Consider the following 13181-nt stretch of genomic DNA (forward strand, 5'->3'; position numbering starts at 1 on the left):
AAGTCGGGACGGGACGAGATGCGGACCCTGCTCGCCGTGCTGTGTGTTGCGCTGGCCGGCGGCTCCGCCCTCGTGCAGACCACCGATGGGCTGCGCGCCTTCACCAGTGAAGATGCGCGTCGGCTTGAAGTCTCGGAGGCCCCGGTTCAGCTGCCCGTTCTGGAGGTGCTGGGCACGGACGGCAGGCCGGTGTCCCTGAGCGATCCGGACCACGTGACCCTTCTCGACTTCGTCTATACCCGTTGTGAAACGGTATGCCGCGCGCTCGGAAGCGAGTTCCAGCAACTGCAGACCGAAATCCGTGCGCGCGGCTTGCAGGACCGGGTTCGCCTGCTCAGCATCAGCTTCGATCCTGAGCATGACACGCCAGCCGAGCTTGCTGCCTATGCGCGCCACCAGCGCGCCGACGGCGCCGTGTGGCAATTCGCGGCACTCGCCAACGCCGCAGAGCAGCCAAAGCTGCTCGGCAACTTCGGGATCGTCGTCATCCCCGATGGGCTGGGCGGTTTTGAGCACAATGCCGCCATACACGTGGTGGACCAGCGTGGCCGCCTGGTGCGGATCATGGATCTCGCCAATCCGGCCGCAGCGCTGGCGGAGGCGCTTGCGAGGATTGAGGCGGACAACGCGACGAAAGCGCGGGCCGGCTCATGAAGAACCGCCGTGGTGTCCTTATCGCCCTTGGCCTGCTGTTGTTCCTGGCGATGCCCGTGGTGCGCGGCTGGTTCGAGAGCCATATGACGCGGCACATGCTGGTCCAGTTGCCGCTGATCACCGCTACGGGATGGTTGCTGGCCGGCGGCCGTGGACCAGCGCGAGCCTCACCTCTCCACGCGTGGAATGCCTACGGCCTCACCGGGCTATTGCTCGGCGTGTTGGCAACGTCGTTCTGGATGATTCCCCGTGCCATCGATGCCGCCCGTCTCCTGCCTTGGGCGGAGGCTGCCAAGTTCGGCTCGCTGCTCGCCGCCGGCGCCGCATTTCGATACTCGTGGCCGCTGGCCGGTCGCATCGTGCAGGCATTCTTTCTAGGCAACTGGTGCTGGATGGCGGCTGTCGTCGGCCTGCTTTATCAGGACGCGCCAACCCGCCTGTGCGCCGTCTATCTGGCCGACGAACAGATCAACGCCGGATTCTGGCTGGTGGTCGCCGCGCTGCTGGCATTTCTCGCGTGGTGTTTCGATCTTTGGTGGAGCGGGGATTTACGGCGGCTCCTGGGGGACGACCCGGTTCCAATGGGCGCCGCGGATCATGTGAAATCCTAGGCGGCGGCGTTTTAGAATCCGGGGATTCACTCAGCTGCACACGATACGAATGCCGAATTTGGATCCCCGCAACCCCACGAATTCGCCCTCATCGGAAAGCCCCTCCGACCTTCCGGCCACGCTCTCCCAAGAGGACTACCGGCGGCTATCCCATGTCCGCCACCAATTGCGCCGTTTTTTGCGATTCAGTGAAGATATCTGCCATGCGGAAGGCCTGACGTCCCTGCAGTATCAGCTGCTCCTGCACGTGAAGGCCATGCGCGGAAAAGACTGGGCCAGCGTCGGCGAACTCGCCGAGAAGCTGCAGGCCAAGCACCACGGCGTTGTGGCCCTGCTGGATCGCTGCGAGAAGCTGGGTCTGATCCAGCGACGCATCAACCAGGAGGACCGGCGTCAGGTGGAAATTCATCTCCTGCCCGAGGGAGAAAAAGTGCTGGAGCGTCTGGCGGTTCTGCACCAACCCGAATTGCGGATGCTGGAGAACTCATTCAGTCTGCCCCCGGAAAACAGCGGCACCTAGCCGATTCGTCGTGTGAATCTGCGAGCGCCCTCCCGCCATTTCGAACTCGCGCGCCAAATTAGGCCTGGGGGCCGGTCGGTTTGGCGCACCTCCGCCGGATGACATCCTCGTAATAACGAAAGGCCTCGCGGATCTGCTCTCGCAACTGTGCATCGTTCCAGGGTTTATGCAGGAACTTGTAGATCGCGCCGCCATTGACGGCCTGAGTCACGGAGTCCAGGTCCACGTAGGCGGTCAGCACCATGCGTACGGTGTCCGGATGCAGCTCCTTGACACGACTCATGAACTCCGTTCCTGTCATCTGAGGCATGCGCTGGTCGGAAATGATCACCTGAACCCCTTCGGTCGCCAGCAACTCAAGAGCACGGTTGCCGCTTTCAGCGGTCAGGACCCGGATTCCCTCCCGTTGCAGCAGGCGACGCAACGCGGCCAGAATATCGGGTTCGTCATCGACGAACAGGATGGTTCGGCCTTCGGGGCTGTTCGACACGGAACGCAACGGCAGCCTTTTTCCGTCACGAATCAGCGCGCTGAAATCCGCGGCCGGCAATGGTGGGGAGAAATAGTAGCCCTGCATTTCATCGCAATCGCGCGTTCTCAAATAGTTCGCTTGCGCTTCAGTCTCAACGCCCTCCGCCACGACTTTCAGATGCATGCGGTGGGCAAGGTCGATGATGGACAGGGCGATCATCGCGGCCCGTGGTTCCGTGACAATATCGCGCACGAATGACTGGTCGATCTTGAGGGTATCGATGGGAAAGCGGCTCAAATAGGTAAAGCTCGAATAGCCAGTGCCGAAGTCGTCAAGCGAGAGCTGGACGCCGATCCGCTTGAGACCTGCCAGAACGGCGACCGCCGCTTCCGGATCCGCCATCAGCGCGCTCTCCGTCAGCTCCAGTTCAAGGCTGCTTGCGGGCACAGCATGGCGCGCCAAGGCTTGCGTGACGACCTTGGCAAGATCGCTGGCATGAAACTGGCGTGCGGAAACATTGACGGCCAGCCGCAAGTCACGGAATCCGGCGTCCCGCCAGAGTTTGATCTGACGACATGCCGCATCGATGACCCAGTTTCCGATTTGAATGATCAATCCACTTCGTTCGGCCTGGGGGATGAAGTCGGCCGGCGGTACGAGGTCGCGCCCCTCAGGCTGCCATCTGATCAGAGCTTCCGCCCCGTAGACCAGCCCCGTCCGGAGATCGGCTTTGGGCTGAAAATACAGGACGAATTCATCACGCTCCACTGCACGGCGCAGAGCCACTTCGAGTTCAAGTTGCGCGATTGCCCGAGTGTTCATGTCGGCCGTGTAGAAACAGAAACGGTTACGGCCTTGCTCCTTGGCTTGATACATGGCGGCATCGGCATCTCGGATCAGATCGGCAGCCGTTCGAGCATCGTCCGGGTAGATGCTGATTCCGATACTGGCTCCGACATACAGCTCGCTCCCCCCGGAGAGCGGAAATGGCGCGGCCAGTTGGGCGAGCAGGTCGAGCGCAATGCGGGCCGCCGCCTCGGAATCGAGAACTGGATCGAGAACGAGCACAAACTCATCCCCGCCGAAACGGGCCAGCGTATCTTCGCCACGTACCCGCCCACGCAATCGCTGGGTGACGTCGATCAGCAGTTGATCCCCCACGGCGTGGCCCCGACTGTCATTAATGGTTTTGAAATGGTCGAGATCAATGAACAACACGGCCAATTGCGTACCTGTCCGACAGGCACGTGCGATGCCTTGATCGATACGGTCGCTCAGCAACAGGCGGTTCGGCAGGTCCGTGAGCGGGTCGTGGTTAGCCAGAAACTCGAGACGTTCCTCGTATCGCCTGATTGACGTGATGTCGGAGAAGACGCCGACATAGTGCAGGGTGTTTCCGCCTTGATCCTTGACCGCATTGATATGCATCCGCACCGGATAAAGCTCTCCGTTCTTGCGACGGTTCCAGAGCTCCCCTTGCCATGAGCCGGTCTGTTTCAGCGCGTCCCACATGCCCCGGAAAAAGCTCGCATCGTGGCGCGCCGACCTCGAGACGTTGGCGTTCCTGCCGATCACCTCCGCTTCCTCGAACCCGGTGATGCGGCAGAAGGCGGCGTTGACCGCAGTGATGCGTGCATTGGCATCGGTCACGACGATCCCCTCCATCGTGCTGTCGAAGACGGTGGCGGCCTGGCGCAACCGATCTTCTGCAGCCCGGCGTTCCGTATAGTCCGAGAGGAGACTGAGGAAAAAGGCTTGCCCGCCAATCTCAATGGGGCGGATCGACACCAGGAACACACCCCGCTCGCCGTTCTTTTTCAGAAAAGCGCCCTCGTAGTGCTTCAGGCAGCCATCCTTTGCCAGGATGGCGGTCATTCGGCCACGTTCCTCGGGATCTGCAAACATATGCAATTCAGTGGAATTCCGACCGATCACCTCCTCTTTCCAATAGCCGAAAATGTCCAGAAAGCTCGGGTTGGCATCCACGATCTCTCCCGTATCGCGCTTGCTGATCACGATGCCGACCGGGCTAGCCTGAAAAACCGTCGCGAACTGCTCCTCGCTGCTGCGCAGTGCCAACTCTGCGAGCTTGCGTTCAGTAATGACGTCGAAAACGGCCACGAAGTGTTCGGATTTTGGACTATAGACCGATATCTCGAACCACATCTGGAGGGCTTCGACGTAGGTCTCGAAGGTCTCGGGAGGCCCGCCACGCGCAACGCGGCCATAGATTGCGAACAGTTCCGGATCGGCCTCCCGGATGCCGGGGACGACCTCGCTCACCCGGCGGCCCTCGACGTTCCTCAGGCCCGTCTGTGCACCGAAGGCGTCGTTGACACTCAGATAGATGAAATCGACCGGTTGATCTCCCTCATACAGCATCCGGCAGTACGCCAGGCCATTGAGCATGTGATCGAACAAGGCGGTGTGGAGCGGCTCGAATGCCGACGGTGCCTTATTGGCCTCCCGTGTCGAGCAGGGCAACAAAGAAGGAACTGCGTGCGCAGGCACCGGGGCAGAGTCTTCGATAGACATCAGTCTTTAGCTTTCGAGGAACAGATCGCTTGGACACCCTCTTGGAATTTATCCTGGGCATCCAATCGGCGATACTCCACTCACTATAGCGTATGTCCTCTTGCGGGAACCCTTCGTAATCTCCGTGGAAAAGGGAACGCAATTTCGCTTTGCCTCAGTCATTTACGGCACCGCCATCACGGGCGGTGCATTCGCAAGACGATGCCCGCGCCGGCGATCAGCCAAAGAGCTTGCCCTTCAGCAGTTCAATGCCCTCTGCCATCAGGTCGTTGCTCTCGGGAAGGGCGCCATTGGGGGTCAGCTTGTCCACGATCTGCGGGAGCAGTTCGGCGAGTTGCCCGGAAACCTGCTCGCTGCTGAGGCCGAATTGGCTGGCGAGGTTTTGCAGAATGCCGCTGCTGCCGAGCACGCTCTGGATCTGTTCGGCAGAGATCGGCAGGTTCTGGCCCGTCGACACCCACGACTTGGCGATCTCGCCGAGGCCGCCGTTCTGGAAGGCCTGGACAAGACCGGCCAGGCCGCCGGTCTGCGGGTCGTTGATGAGTTGCATGATGCCGGCGAGCAGCGGATTGGCCGCGCCATCGGTAGTTTGGCCGGACATGACAGCCCCTACGACTTGATCGAACAGACCCATGATTGCTCCTTTCACTGAGCGTGTGAATTCAGATGAGGCGTCACGGCGTTTGCGACGCCTGCACCAAGCATACACGGGAAAGAAGATCCCACTCGTCGGCAGGGCGAAGCGTCGATAACGACCCAGCGCAGCAAGCCATGGCACGGCACGGCGCGTTGGTGGGGGCGCCATTTGCAGTGGCGACTGGCAAAATCAGCTGACCCCCACCGCCTTCCGAACCTACTTCTTCATTTCGTCCTTGCCCATCGCATCTTTGGTCATGCCATCTTTCTTCATGGCGTCCTTCTTCATGCCCTCCTTGGCCATATGGTCTTTGGCCATGTGGTCCTTGGCCTTCATGTCCTTCTTCATTCCGTCCTTGGCCATGCTGTCGGTGGCCATCGCGTCCTTCTTCATCATGTCGTCGGCAAAAGCGGTGCTGCCGGCGAGCATCAAACATGCGGCGAAAATGCTGGAGATGATCGTTTTCATGGCGGACTCCATTGAGGTGATGAATGAACGGCAGAAATGCCGGGTATTCAGGGCAATTGAACGGGATTACTCAACTGCCGCCGAACCAGTTGTACCCCTGATCTTCCCAATAGCCTCCGGGGTAGGTGTTGGTGACGAAAATGGCCTGGATGTATTTCGGGTTCTTGTAGCCGAGTTTGGTCGGCATGCGCAGCTTCATTGGAAAACCGTAGCGCGGCGGTAGCGGTTGGCCGTCGTAGGTCAAGGTCAGCAGCGTTTGCGGGTGCAGCGCTGTCGGCATGTCGATACTGGTGTAATAGTCATCGACGCATTTGAAACCGACGTACTTGGCGCTGAGGTCCGCGCCGATCCGGCGCAGGAAGCTGGCAAACGGCACGCCGCCCCATTTGCCGATGGCGCTCCAGCCTTCGACGCAGATATGGCGGGTGATCTGGTCGGTCTGCGGCATGGCCCGCAGCTCGGCCAGCGTCCAGGCACGCTTGTCGGCGACGAGGCCGGTGACTTCCAGGCGATAAGCCGCTTCGTCCACTTCCCGGATCTCGTCCTCGTCGTAGTAGGCATTGAAGGGAAAAGGCCGGGTGATCATCGAATCCGGATAGGTCGGGGCCAGCCGCTGGGGGTCGAAGAGCCAGGCCTGGGCCTTGTCGTTGAAGCGCGACACTTTCATCAGCGCCTCTTCGACGCTGCTCTCATCGACAATCGAACAGCCGCTGAGCAGCGAAAGCCCACCGAGGCTCAGGGAGCGTTGCAGGAATGCACGCCGGGTCGGTTGTTCGAGATGACGCCCCATGTCCTTCAGTGCGTCCTCGAGCAGGCGCTCACCATTGACGATGAGCTGGTGGGAAGCGTTCTTGCGCATGTCACTCTCCCTAGCGGCCGCGGATCATGGCCAGCAACGTACGGGGAACCAGGGCCACCATGACCAGATGGACGCCGACGAATGCCACCAGCGCCGCCATGGCCAGGAAATGCTCCCGCCGCACCGCCTCGTAGCCGCCGAGCAGCGTGCGCAGCAACGGAAACTGCACGGATTTCCAGAGCACCAGGCCGGACAGGACGAGCAGCACGGAATCGAGCATCACGAAAAGATAGGCCGCCCTCTGCACCATGTTGTAGTGGCTCAGATCGGCGTGCGACAGCTTGCCTTTCAGTGCCGCCAATACATCCGCCAGAAAGGCGCGCGGCGACCACGGGAAGAACTTGCGCCCTAGCCGCCCGCTGATGAGGTTGCCCGCCAGGTAAATCACGCCGTTGCCGGCCAGCACCCACATGGCCGCAAAGTGCCACTGAATGGCGCCGCCCAACCAACCTCCCAAAGTGAATTGCGTGGGAATGGCAAAGGGGAAGAACGGCGAGGCATCGTAAATACGCCAGCCGCTGGTGGCCAGCGTAATGACTGCAGCCGCGTTGACCCAGTGGGTGATACGAACCCAGCGCGGATGAATAAGAGCGGTATCGTTGACCATGGTGCCCCTTTCCAACGGGTGCCCGCTTGTTGTCCTGCCTGACAGTTAATTCGCTGACGGGTGGTAAATGGTTACAGGCTCAGGCAGAATTTTTTCTGCCAAGGCATCGGCAAAAATTTCCGCTGACCGCTGTAACCAAACGCACCGGTGCAACGAATGAATAGGGAAGCCGGATTTCGTTCGAGGGAAGAGCGCCTGCGGGATCTGCTGACGCGGGGTCTTGCCGGCGACGATGCCGCCTATCGGATGTTCCTGACGGAATTGAGCGCGCATCTGCGTGCTTTCCTGCGACGACGCCTGGCCCGCTTGCCGGACGAGGTCGAGGATCTGGTGCAGGAATCCCTGCTGGCCATCCATAACCTGCGTCACACCTATGAGGCGGATCAACCCTTGTCGGCCTGGGTACAGGCCATCGCCCGCTACAAGCTGGTCGATCTGCTCCGGCGGCGGGCGGCACATGAGATGTTGAACGATCCGCTGGATGAGGAAATGGAACTGTTCAGCACGGCGGATTCGGATGCCGCCGAGGCGCGTCGGGATCTGAACAAGCTGCTGGCGGATCTGCCCGACCGGTTCCGCCTGCCGATCGTACATACCAAGCTGGAAGGCCTGTCGGTCAAGGAGGCGGCCGATGTGAGCGGGATGTCGGAATCGGCGATCAAGATCGGCGTCCATCGCGGCTTGAAAGCGCTCGCCGCGAAGATTCGAGGTGCATTATGAAAACGGATGATCTGATCACCATGCTGGCCACCGGCGCCGGAGCCGTCGAGGCGCCGCCCGCCGCACAGCGCTACGCGCTGGCCATCGGCTGGGGCGCGGCGGGCGCCAGCCTGCTGATGCTCCTTGTCCTGCAGGTGCGCCACGATCTCGCGCAGGCCTTGCTGCTGCCGATGTTCTGGGTCAAGGTCGGATTCGTCGCCAGTCTGGCCGCGGCGAGCCTGTTTGCTGCGCTCCGCCTGTCGCGGCCAGGCGCGGCGCTCGACCGGGTGCCGGTCGCGCTCGGCCTTCCCGTGCTGGGTATCTGGGCCATCGCCGCTTTCACGCTGATCGAGGCGGAGCCGCTGGAGCGCTCGAGGCTATTCTTCGGCGACACCTGGAAATCCTGCCCCCTGCTGATCGCCATGCTCTCGGTGCCGGTGTTCGCCGCGGTGCTGCACACCATGAAGGGTCTGGCACCGACCCGGCCGCGACTGGCCGGATTCGCCGCCGGCCTGCTTTCAGGGTCCGTTGCCGCAGTGGTCTATTGCCTGCACTGTCCGGAGATGGGCGCGCCGTTCATCGGCTTCTGGTATCTGTTGGGTACGCTCATTCCAGCCGGCGTCGGGGCCGTGCTCGGAAATTCGATCCTGCGTTGGTAGCCGCGCCGACTCACGGCCGCTTGTGCGTAACCCTTGTGAGCATGCACACCGACCCGGCCAGGTCGAGGCCGCCCGCGATGCTCGCCGGATCCCACGGCCAAAAGGAAGGCATGCAAGCCTTCATCGAAAAACTGCAGCCCCGCTTCGAGGGGCGTTGAGACGGGGCACAGGGGGGCGATGAACGCCCTGTTCCTCGCGACGATGAACCACTTAGGAGTGGCTAGGGCTGCTTCCAGTTGGCCCGATCATGGGCCAGCCACTGGAGCAGGACTCTGCTCATCAGTGCCGGATCGACGGGTTTGGCCAGGAAATCGTTCATCCCTACCTCATGGCAACGCTGCCGGTCTTCCATGAAGGCATTGGCCGTCATCGCAACCACCGGAATGTTCTGGAATGCCGGTAGCTGCCTGAGTGCCCGGGTGGCCGTCAGGCCATCCATACGCGGCATCTGCATGTCCATCAGGATCAGCGCATAGGTATCGGGGGCAGCCCGCACCAGCATTTCCAGCGCCTCGACACCATCCGGGGCAATATCAACCACCAAGCCGAAGTCACGCAGATTCTCCTCGGCGACGAGCTGATTGACCGGTTCGTCCTCGACCAGCAACACCCGGCTGCCGGCAAACCTGAGTCGCAGACAGTCCGCCGCGTTCTCCGGTACCTCCAGCTTCGGCGCGTGGCAGTCCGCCACGGGCTTGGCGAGGCTCACGGTAAACCAGAATGTGCTACCTACGCCAGGCTGGCTCTCGGCCCCAGCATCGCCACCCATCAACTGCGCCAGGCGCTTGGTGATGGCGAGCCCCAGGCCGGTACCGCCGTATCGTCGGGATATGGAGTTGTCGGCCTGGCTGAAGGGACTGAACAGCGTCGACAACTTGTCTGCGGCGATACCGATGCCGGTGTCGGCCACCTCGAAACGAAGCCTTATCCGGGTCGCGTCTTCCTCTTCCCGCAGCACCCTTACCGTCACCGAGCCCTTAGCGGTGAACTTCACCGCGTTACTGACGAGGTTCAGCAGGGCCTGGACCAGACGCGTGCGGTCGCCGAGGACAACGTCGGGCAGCGGGTCCGACGCAATCTCGATGCGGATGTTTTTGCTGTGCGCCAGATCGGCCTGCATGGCGATAACGGAGGACGCCAGCAAACGAATGTCGAAACGCTCCTCGGCCAGCACCAGCTGGTTGGCTTCGATCTTGGAGATATCCAGGATGTCATTGACGATACACAGCAGATGCCTGCCGGCCGTCTCGATCTTGCCGAGTTTGTCGGCCGCCTCATCGTTCTCATAGCGGCGCCTCAGGATGCCGGACAGGCCGAGGATGGCATTCATCGGCGTGCGGATTTCATGGCTCATATTGGCGATGAAGCGGCTCTTCGCCTCATTGGCCGCTTCCGCCATTTCCTTCGCCTGTCGCAGTTCGGTAGTCCGCTGAACCACCAACCCTTCCAGCTCCTGATTGACCCGCAAGGTTTCCTGGCGGGCCTTCTTCAATGACGAGAAATACATGGCCACGGAGATCACCGTCACCACCAGCAGATTGGCCGACACCGCCAGCAACGCAAAGAGGGACTCGCGCTGGGTCTCCAGGCGACGCAGTTCGGGCACCGGCTGCAACAGATGAACGGTAAAGCCGCTGCTGGCCTCCTTTGCGCTGAGAAAGAGGTACGGGATGCTCCGTTCGCCATCCAGCAGCATCAGATGCGGGTAGGTCTTGGCATCGAAACGCGTGAGAGCGAGGGGCTTGAAGACGCTTCGAGAGTAGACGTCCTGCCGTTCCCGTTCGGGCATTGCTGACAGATCAACGCCTGGTAGCGTGCGGAATTCCAGGGACTTGTTGCGAGCCAGCACCACGACGCCATAGGCATCGGTGATGAACGCATCGATGTAACGTGTCCACCCGTCAAGGTGCGTCAGATCCCGCTTGGCGGCAATCACCCCGACGATCCTGTCGCCCACGATGACGGGCGAAGAAAAATACAGGCCAGGAACCCGGCTCAACTTGCCAACCACATACTGGCGGCCCAGACGGCCCTCCATCGCGTCGCGGACGTATGCCCGGTCCGCATAGTTGGGCCCCACGAAGCTCAGCGACTTGTCGAAATTGCTGGATGCCACGCAATCGCCCCGCGCATTCAGCACCCATAGCGCGTCTGCTTTCAGTTTCGTCGCAGCAAAATCAAGGCGCCTGCCAACCTGCTGCAACGCGGGGTCATCCTCCCAGCGCTGCTTGCGCGCTGCCAGGGGCAGGGTCGCCTCGTCGGCGTGGCGCGCTTGGCGCACGAGCTCGGCGCCGATGAAATCCGCCCGCCCCAGCACGGCAGGGATACCAGCCAGAGATGACAGCGCGTCCTCGATGCTTCCGTCCAGGCTGTCGAGTTGCTGCTGGGCCAACTGAAGCTGCTGTCGGTAAGCCACGTCCATCATGCGGTCGGTCACGACCGACGCCATGATCCAGGAGGCACTGGTAAGCAGGACAAGGAGTAACAGGATCAATGCGATCCTGCCCCGTCCTGGCACCCAGTTTAGCGTTGCACCAGACATGAATGCCTCCGAGTATTGTTTTTTTCATTTTTATAGTTATTATTAATTCATACTCTAAGTCATCCACTCCCTATGGGCAGTGAAGTATTCCCACCTCCAGCGCGCAGGCCCCGGGGGAGCATTTCAAGGGCGAGCTGGAGAGCGCACGCGATTCAACGCGTTGCCGCCGAAGACATCGGTGCGGCGGCGATCCACATGGACCAGTTCTTTGCGACGGTGCTCTTCTTTCCGCCCGAGTCGCTGATGAAGGGGATCTTCGTCAACGAGGACGCCTACCACGGCCGTGTCGGCCACTATGTGCTGCGCCAGCCGGGCGGCCGGGCCTGGCTGCTGGTAGACAACGAGATCTTCGGGCGGCCGGTGATTCAGCGGCAAGGCGCTGAGCAACTGCCATCATCGTCCGCCGCTGAACCTGCTCCGGCACCGGCCAGCAACGGGCCGATGCCGGTTGGCCGTTACTCGGAGCGGGCCATGACGTCCTTGGCCGGCTTCGCGCCGTCCTTTCCTTCCACGCCCTCCCAACCACCGCCCAGCGCGGCGACCAGGCGGACCGTGGCGAGCAGCCCTTCCGACTGGCTGCGCACCAGGCTGCGCTCGACGGCCAGCGCGCCGGCCCGCGCCGACGCGACCTTCTGGTAGGTGTTCTGGCCGTGCTCGAAGCGCGCCCTGGCCACTGCCGACGCCCGCTGGCTGGCCGCCAGCGACAGGCCGAGGGTGCGCATCTGCTCGTTGGCCGCCTCCACCTGCACCAGCGCATCATCCACCTCGCGCAGCGCGATCAGCACGCTGACCTGGTGCACATCCACCGCCTGCCGGTAGCGGGATCGGGCCGCGTCGAGATTGGCCTGGTTGCGGCCGGCGTCGAACAGCGGCAGATACAGCGCCAGCGGCCCGATGGAGAACTCCCGGGAGCTGTGATTGACCGCACTCTTCAACTGGGACGACGCGAAACCATAGGCGCCGGTCAGGCTGATCGACGGGTAGAAGGCAGTTTCGGCAATGCGCTCCACGGCCAGCAGGGCGCGGATGTTCTGCGTCGACTCCATCAGGTCCGGCCGCCGCGCGAGGATGACGGCCGGCAGCCCAGGCGCCACCTGCGGAATCGCCGGCAGGCGGTAGGCGGGGTCGGATGGCACGCGGAAGTCCTTGACCGGCTCGACCATCAGCGTGGCCAGTTCCTGCTCGGCCATCGCCCGCTTGACGCGAACTTCGCTCATCTCGGCTTCGACCTTGGCCAGCTCGACCTTGGCGTCGAGCCAGTCCTGCTCGGTGCCCAGCCCAGCCTCGAGGCGCAGCGCGCCCAGCCTGACCGCCTCCGCCCGCTCGTCGCGGATCTTGGTGAGCAGCGCGTGATCGGCGTCCGCCGCGCGGAACTGCCAGTAGGCCACCGCCACCTCGCTGGCCAGCACCAGCGCGATCTGCCGCTTGACGGCCTCGGCCGCGCCGGCCTGCGCCTTGGCCGCCTCGACAGCCTGGGCCACGCGCCCCCACAGGTCGAGCTGCCAGGACGCGCTGACGCCGAGCTTGTAGGTTTTTCCGGCGATGGTGCGCCCGCCCAGCAGCTTGCCCAGCGGCGTATTGACGGAGGTGTGGCTCTTGTCAGCGCTCGCGCCGAAGCCCACGTTGGGAAGGAGATCGGCGGACGTCGCCTGCACCCCGGCCTGGGCCTCCGCCACGCGCAGCAGGGCCACCTCAGTGTACGGGTTGCGTGCCTGCACGGTCTCGACCAGGTGGTTCAGCACCGGGTCCTGGTAGATCCGCCACCAGTTGGCCTGCAGCGTGTTCGGAACCTCGGCCGGTGCGTTGCGGTAGCTCGGCGGCGTCACCGGTTCGGGCGCCGGCGCGAAAGTACCCTGGGCGGCGCAGCCGCCCAGCAGGGACATCAACGCAATGATCAGCGGACGTGTCTTGTTCATGG

At 62.4% G+C, this 13181-nt stretch carries 14 protein-coding genes; 5 read left to right on the forward strand and 9 right to left on the reverse strand.

Translation table 11 applies throughout. The features are described from left to right. Positions 1-18: 18 nt before the first annotated feature. The 3 genes from AC1PQG_RS12350 to AC1PQG_RS12360 are packed head-to-tail and all read left to right on the forward strand — an operon-like array spanning position 19 to position 1785. On the forward strand, positions 19-654 hold the full coding sequence (locus AC1PQG_RS12350; RefSeq protein ID WP_481122833.1) for an SCO family protein: 636 nt from the start codon (positions 19-21) through the stop codon (positions 652-654). Next, a complete protein-coding gene (locus tag AC1PQG_RS12355; protein WP_481122834.1) occupies positions 651-1265 on the forward strand; it encodes a hypothetical protein in 615 nt (204 codons plus the stop codon). Before AC1PQG_RS12350 ends, AC1PQG_RS12355 begins: the two co-directional genes overlap by 4 nt. Before the next feature lie 58 nt (positions 1266-1323). After that, the gene (locus AC1PQG_RS12360) at positions 1324-1785 is read left to right on the forward strand and encodes a MarR family winged helix-turn-helix transcriptional regulator (protein WP_481122835.1); all 462 of its coding nucleotides are present in this window, start codon (positions 1324-1326) and stop codon (positions 1783-1785) included. Positions 1786-1843: 58 nt separating this feature from the next. Here AC1PQG_RS12360 and AC1PQG_RS12365 read toward each other — a convergent pair whose 3' ends face one another. The 6 genes from AC1PQG_RS12365 to AC1PQG_RS12390 form a co-directional block, all read right to left on the reverse strand. After that, positions 1844-4792, reverse strand: coding sequence for an EAL domain-containing protein (locus AC1PQG_RS12365; RefSeq protein ID WP_481122836.1), 2949 nt, complete (start codon positions 4790-4792; stop codon positions 1844-1846). A 217-nt stretch (positions 4793-5009) separates the two neighbouring features. Further along, positions 5010-5597 (reverse strand): YidB family protein, encoded by a 588-nt coding sequence (locus AC1PQG_RS12370; RefSeq protein ID WP_481122837.1) that lies wholly within the window; start codon positions 5595-5597, stop codon positions 5010-5012. A gap of 48 nt (positions 5598-5645) precedes the next feature. Beyond that, on the reverse strand, positions 5646-5897 hold the full coding sequence (locus AC1PQG_RS12375) for a pentapeptide MXKDX repeat protein (RefSeq protein ID WP_481122838.1): 252 nt from the start codon (positions 5895-5897) through the stop codon (positions 5646-5648). A 70-nt stretch (positions 5898-5967) separates the two neighbouring features. Then, positions 5968-6756, reverse strand: a complete 789-nt coding sequence (locus tag AC1PQG_RS12380; RefSeq protein WP_481122839.1) for a molybdopterin-binding protein — start codon at positions 6754-6756, stop codon at positions 5968-5970. 10 nt (positions 6757-6766) lie between these two features. Then, entirely contained in the window at positions 6767-7363 is a 597-nt protein-coding gene (locus AC1PQG_RS12385) for a cytochrome b/b6 domain-containing protein (RefSeq protein ID WP_481122840.1), read from the reverse strand. A 45-nt stretch (positions 7364-7408) separates the two neighbouring features. Beyond that, on the reverse strand, positions 7409-7636 hold the full coding sequence (locus tag AC1PQG_RS12390; protein WP_481123068.1) for a hypothetical protein: 228 nt from the start codon (positions 7634-7636) through the stop codon (positions 7409-7411). On the opposite strand from AC1PQG_RS12390, the gene AC1PQG_RS12395 reads away from it, so the two are divergent. Together AC1PQG_RS12395 and AC1PQG_RS12400 are read left to right on the forward strand one after the other, a co-directional pair. After that, on the forward strand, positions 7571-8083 hold the full coding sequence (locus tag AC1PQG_RS12395) for a sigma-70 family RNA polymerase sigma factor (protein WP_481123000.1): 513 nt from the start codon (positions 7571-7573) through the stop codon (positions 8081-8083). The two genes, AC1PQG_RS12390 and AC1PQG_RS12395, sit on opposite strands and share 66 nt — an antisense overlap. Next, a complete protein-coding gene (locus tag AC1PQG_RS12400; protein WP_481122841.1) occupies positions 8080-8721 on the forward strand; it encodes a DUF1109 domain-containing protein in 642 nt (213 codons plus the stop codon). Before AC1PQG_RS12395 ends, AC1PQG_RS12400 begins: the two co-directional genes overlap by 4 nt. A 220-nt stretch (positions 8722-8941) precedes the next feature. Here AC1PQG_RS12400 and AC1PQG_RS12405 read toward each other — a convergent pair whose 3' ends face one another. From AC1PQG_RS12405 to AC1PQG_RS12415, 3 genes are all read right to left on the reverse strand, one after another. Continuing rightward, the gene (locus tag AC1PQG_RS12405) at positions 8942-11263 is read right to left on the reverse strand and encodes an ATP-binding protein (protein WP_481122842.1); all 2322 of its coding nucleotides are present in this window, start codon (positions 11261-11263) and stop codon (positions 8942-8944) included. Positions 11264-11386: 123 nt separating this feature from the next. Further along, complete coding sequence (locus AC1PQG_RS12410; protein WP_481122843.1) at positions 11387-11650, reverse strand: hypothetical protein; 264 nt, start codon at positions 11648-11650, stop codon at positions 11387-11389. A gap of 68 nt (positions 11651-11718) precedes the next feature. Beyond that, on the reverse strand, positions 11719-13179 hold the full coding sequence (locus AC1PQG_RS12415) for an efflux transporter outer membrane subunit (RefSeq protein ID WP_481122844.1): 1461 nt from the start codon (positions 13177-13179) through the stop codon (positions 11719-11721). Positions 13180-13181: the final 2 nt, after the last annotated feature.

It is taken from the genome of Zoogloea sp. GDB6 (assembly GCF_056724105.1).

Excerpts from the sequence above, each read along its gene's own strand:
- AC1PQG_RS12350 (WP_481122833.1), top strand. The coding sequence starts at position 19 with ATGCGGACCCTGCTCGCCGTGCTGTGTGTTGCGCTGGCCGGCGGCTCC.
- AC1PQG_RS12355 (WP_481122834.1), top strand. The coding sequence starts at position 651 with ATGAAGAACCGCCGTGGTGTCCTTATCGCCCTTGGCCTGCTGTTGTTC.
- AC1PQG_RS12365 (WP_481122836.1), bottom strand. The coding sequence starts at position 4,792 with ATGTCTATCGAAGACTCTGCCCCGGTGCCTGCGCACGCAGTTCCTTCT.
- AC1PQG_RS12370 (WP_481122837.1), bottom strand. The coding sequence starts at position 5,597 with ATGGCGCCCCCACCAACGCGCCGTGCCGTGCCATGGCTTGCTGCGCTG.
- AC1PQG_RS12375 (WP_481122838.1), bottom strand. The coding sequence starts at position 5,897 with ATGAAAACGATCATCTCCAGCATTTTCGCCGCATGTTTGATGCTCGCC.
- AC1PQG_RS12380 (WP_481122839.1), bottom strand. The coding sequence starts at position 6,756 with ATGCGCAAGAACGCTTCCCACCAGCTCATCGTCAATGGTGAGCGCCTG.
- AC1PQG_RS12385 (WP_481122840.1), bottom strand. The coding sequence starts at position 7,363 with ATGGTCAACGATACCGCTCTTATTCATCCGCGCTGGGTTCGTATCACC.
- AC1PQG_RS12390 (WP_481123068.1), bottom strand. The coding sequence starts at position 7,636 with ATGCGCGCTCAATTCCGTCAGGAACATCCGATAGGCGGCATCGTCGCC.
- AC1PQG_RS12400 (WP_481122841.1), top strand. The coding sequence starts at position 8,080 with ATGAAAACGGATGATCTGATCACCATGCTGGCCACCGGCGCCGGAGCC.
- AC1PQG_RS12405 (WP_481122842.1), bottom strand. The coding sequence starts at position 11,263 with ATGTCTGGTGCAACGCTAAACTGGGTGCCAGGACGGGGCAGGATCGCA.
- AC1PQG_RS12415 (WP_481122844.1), bottom strand. The coding sequence starts at position 13,179 with ATGAACAAGACACGTCCGCTGATCATTGCGTTGATGTCCCTGCTGGGC.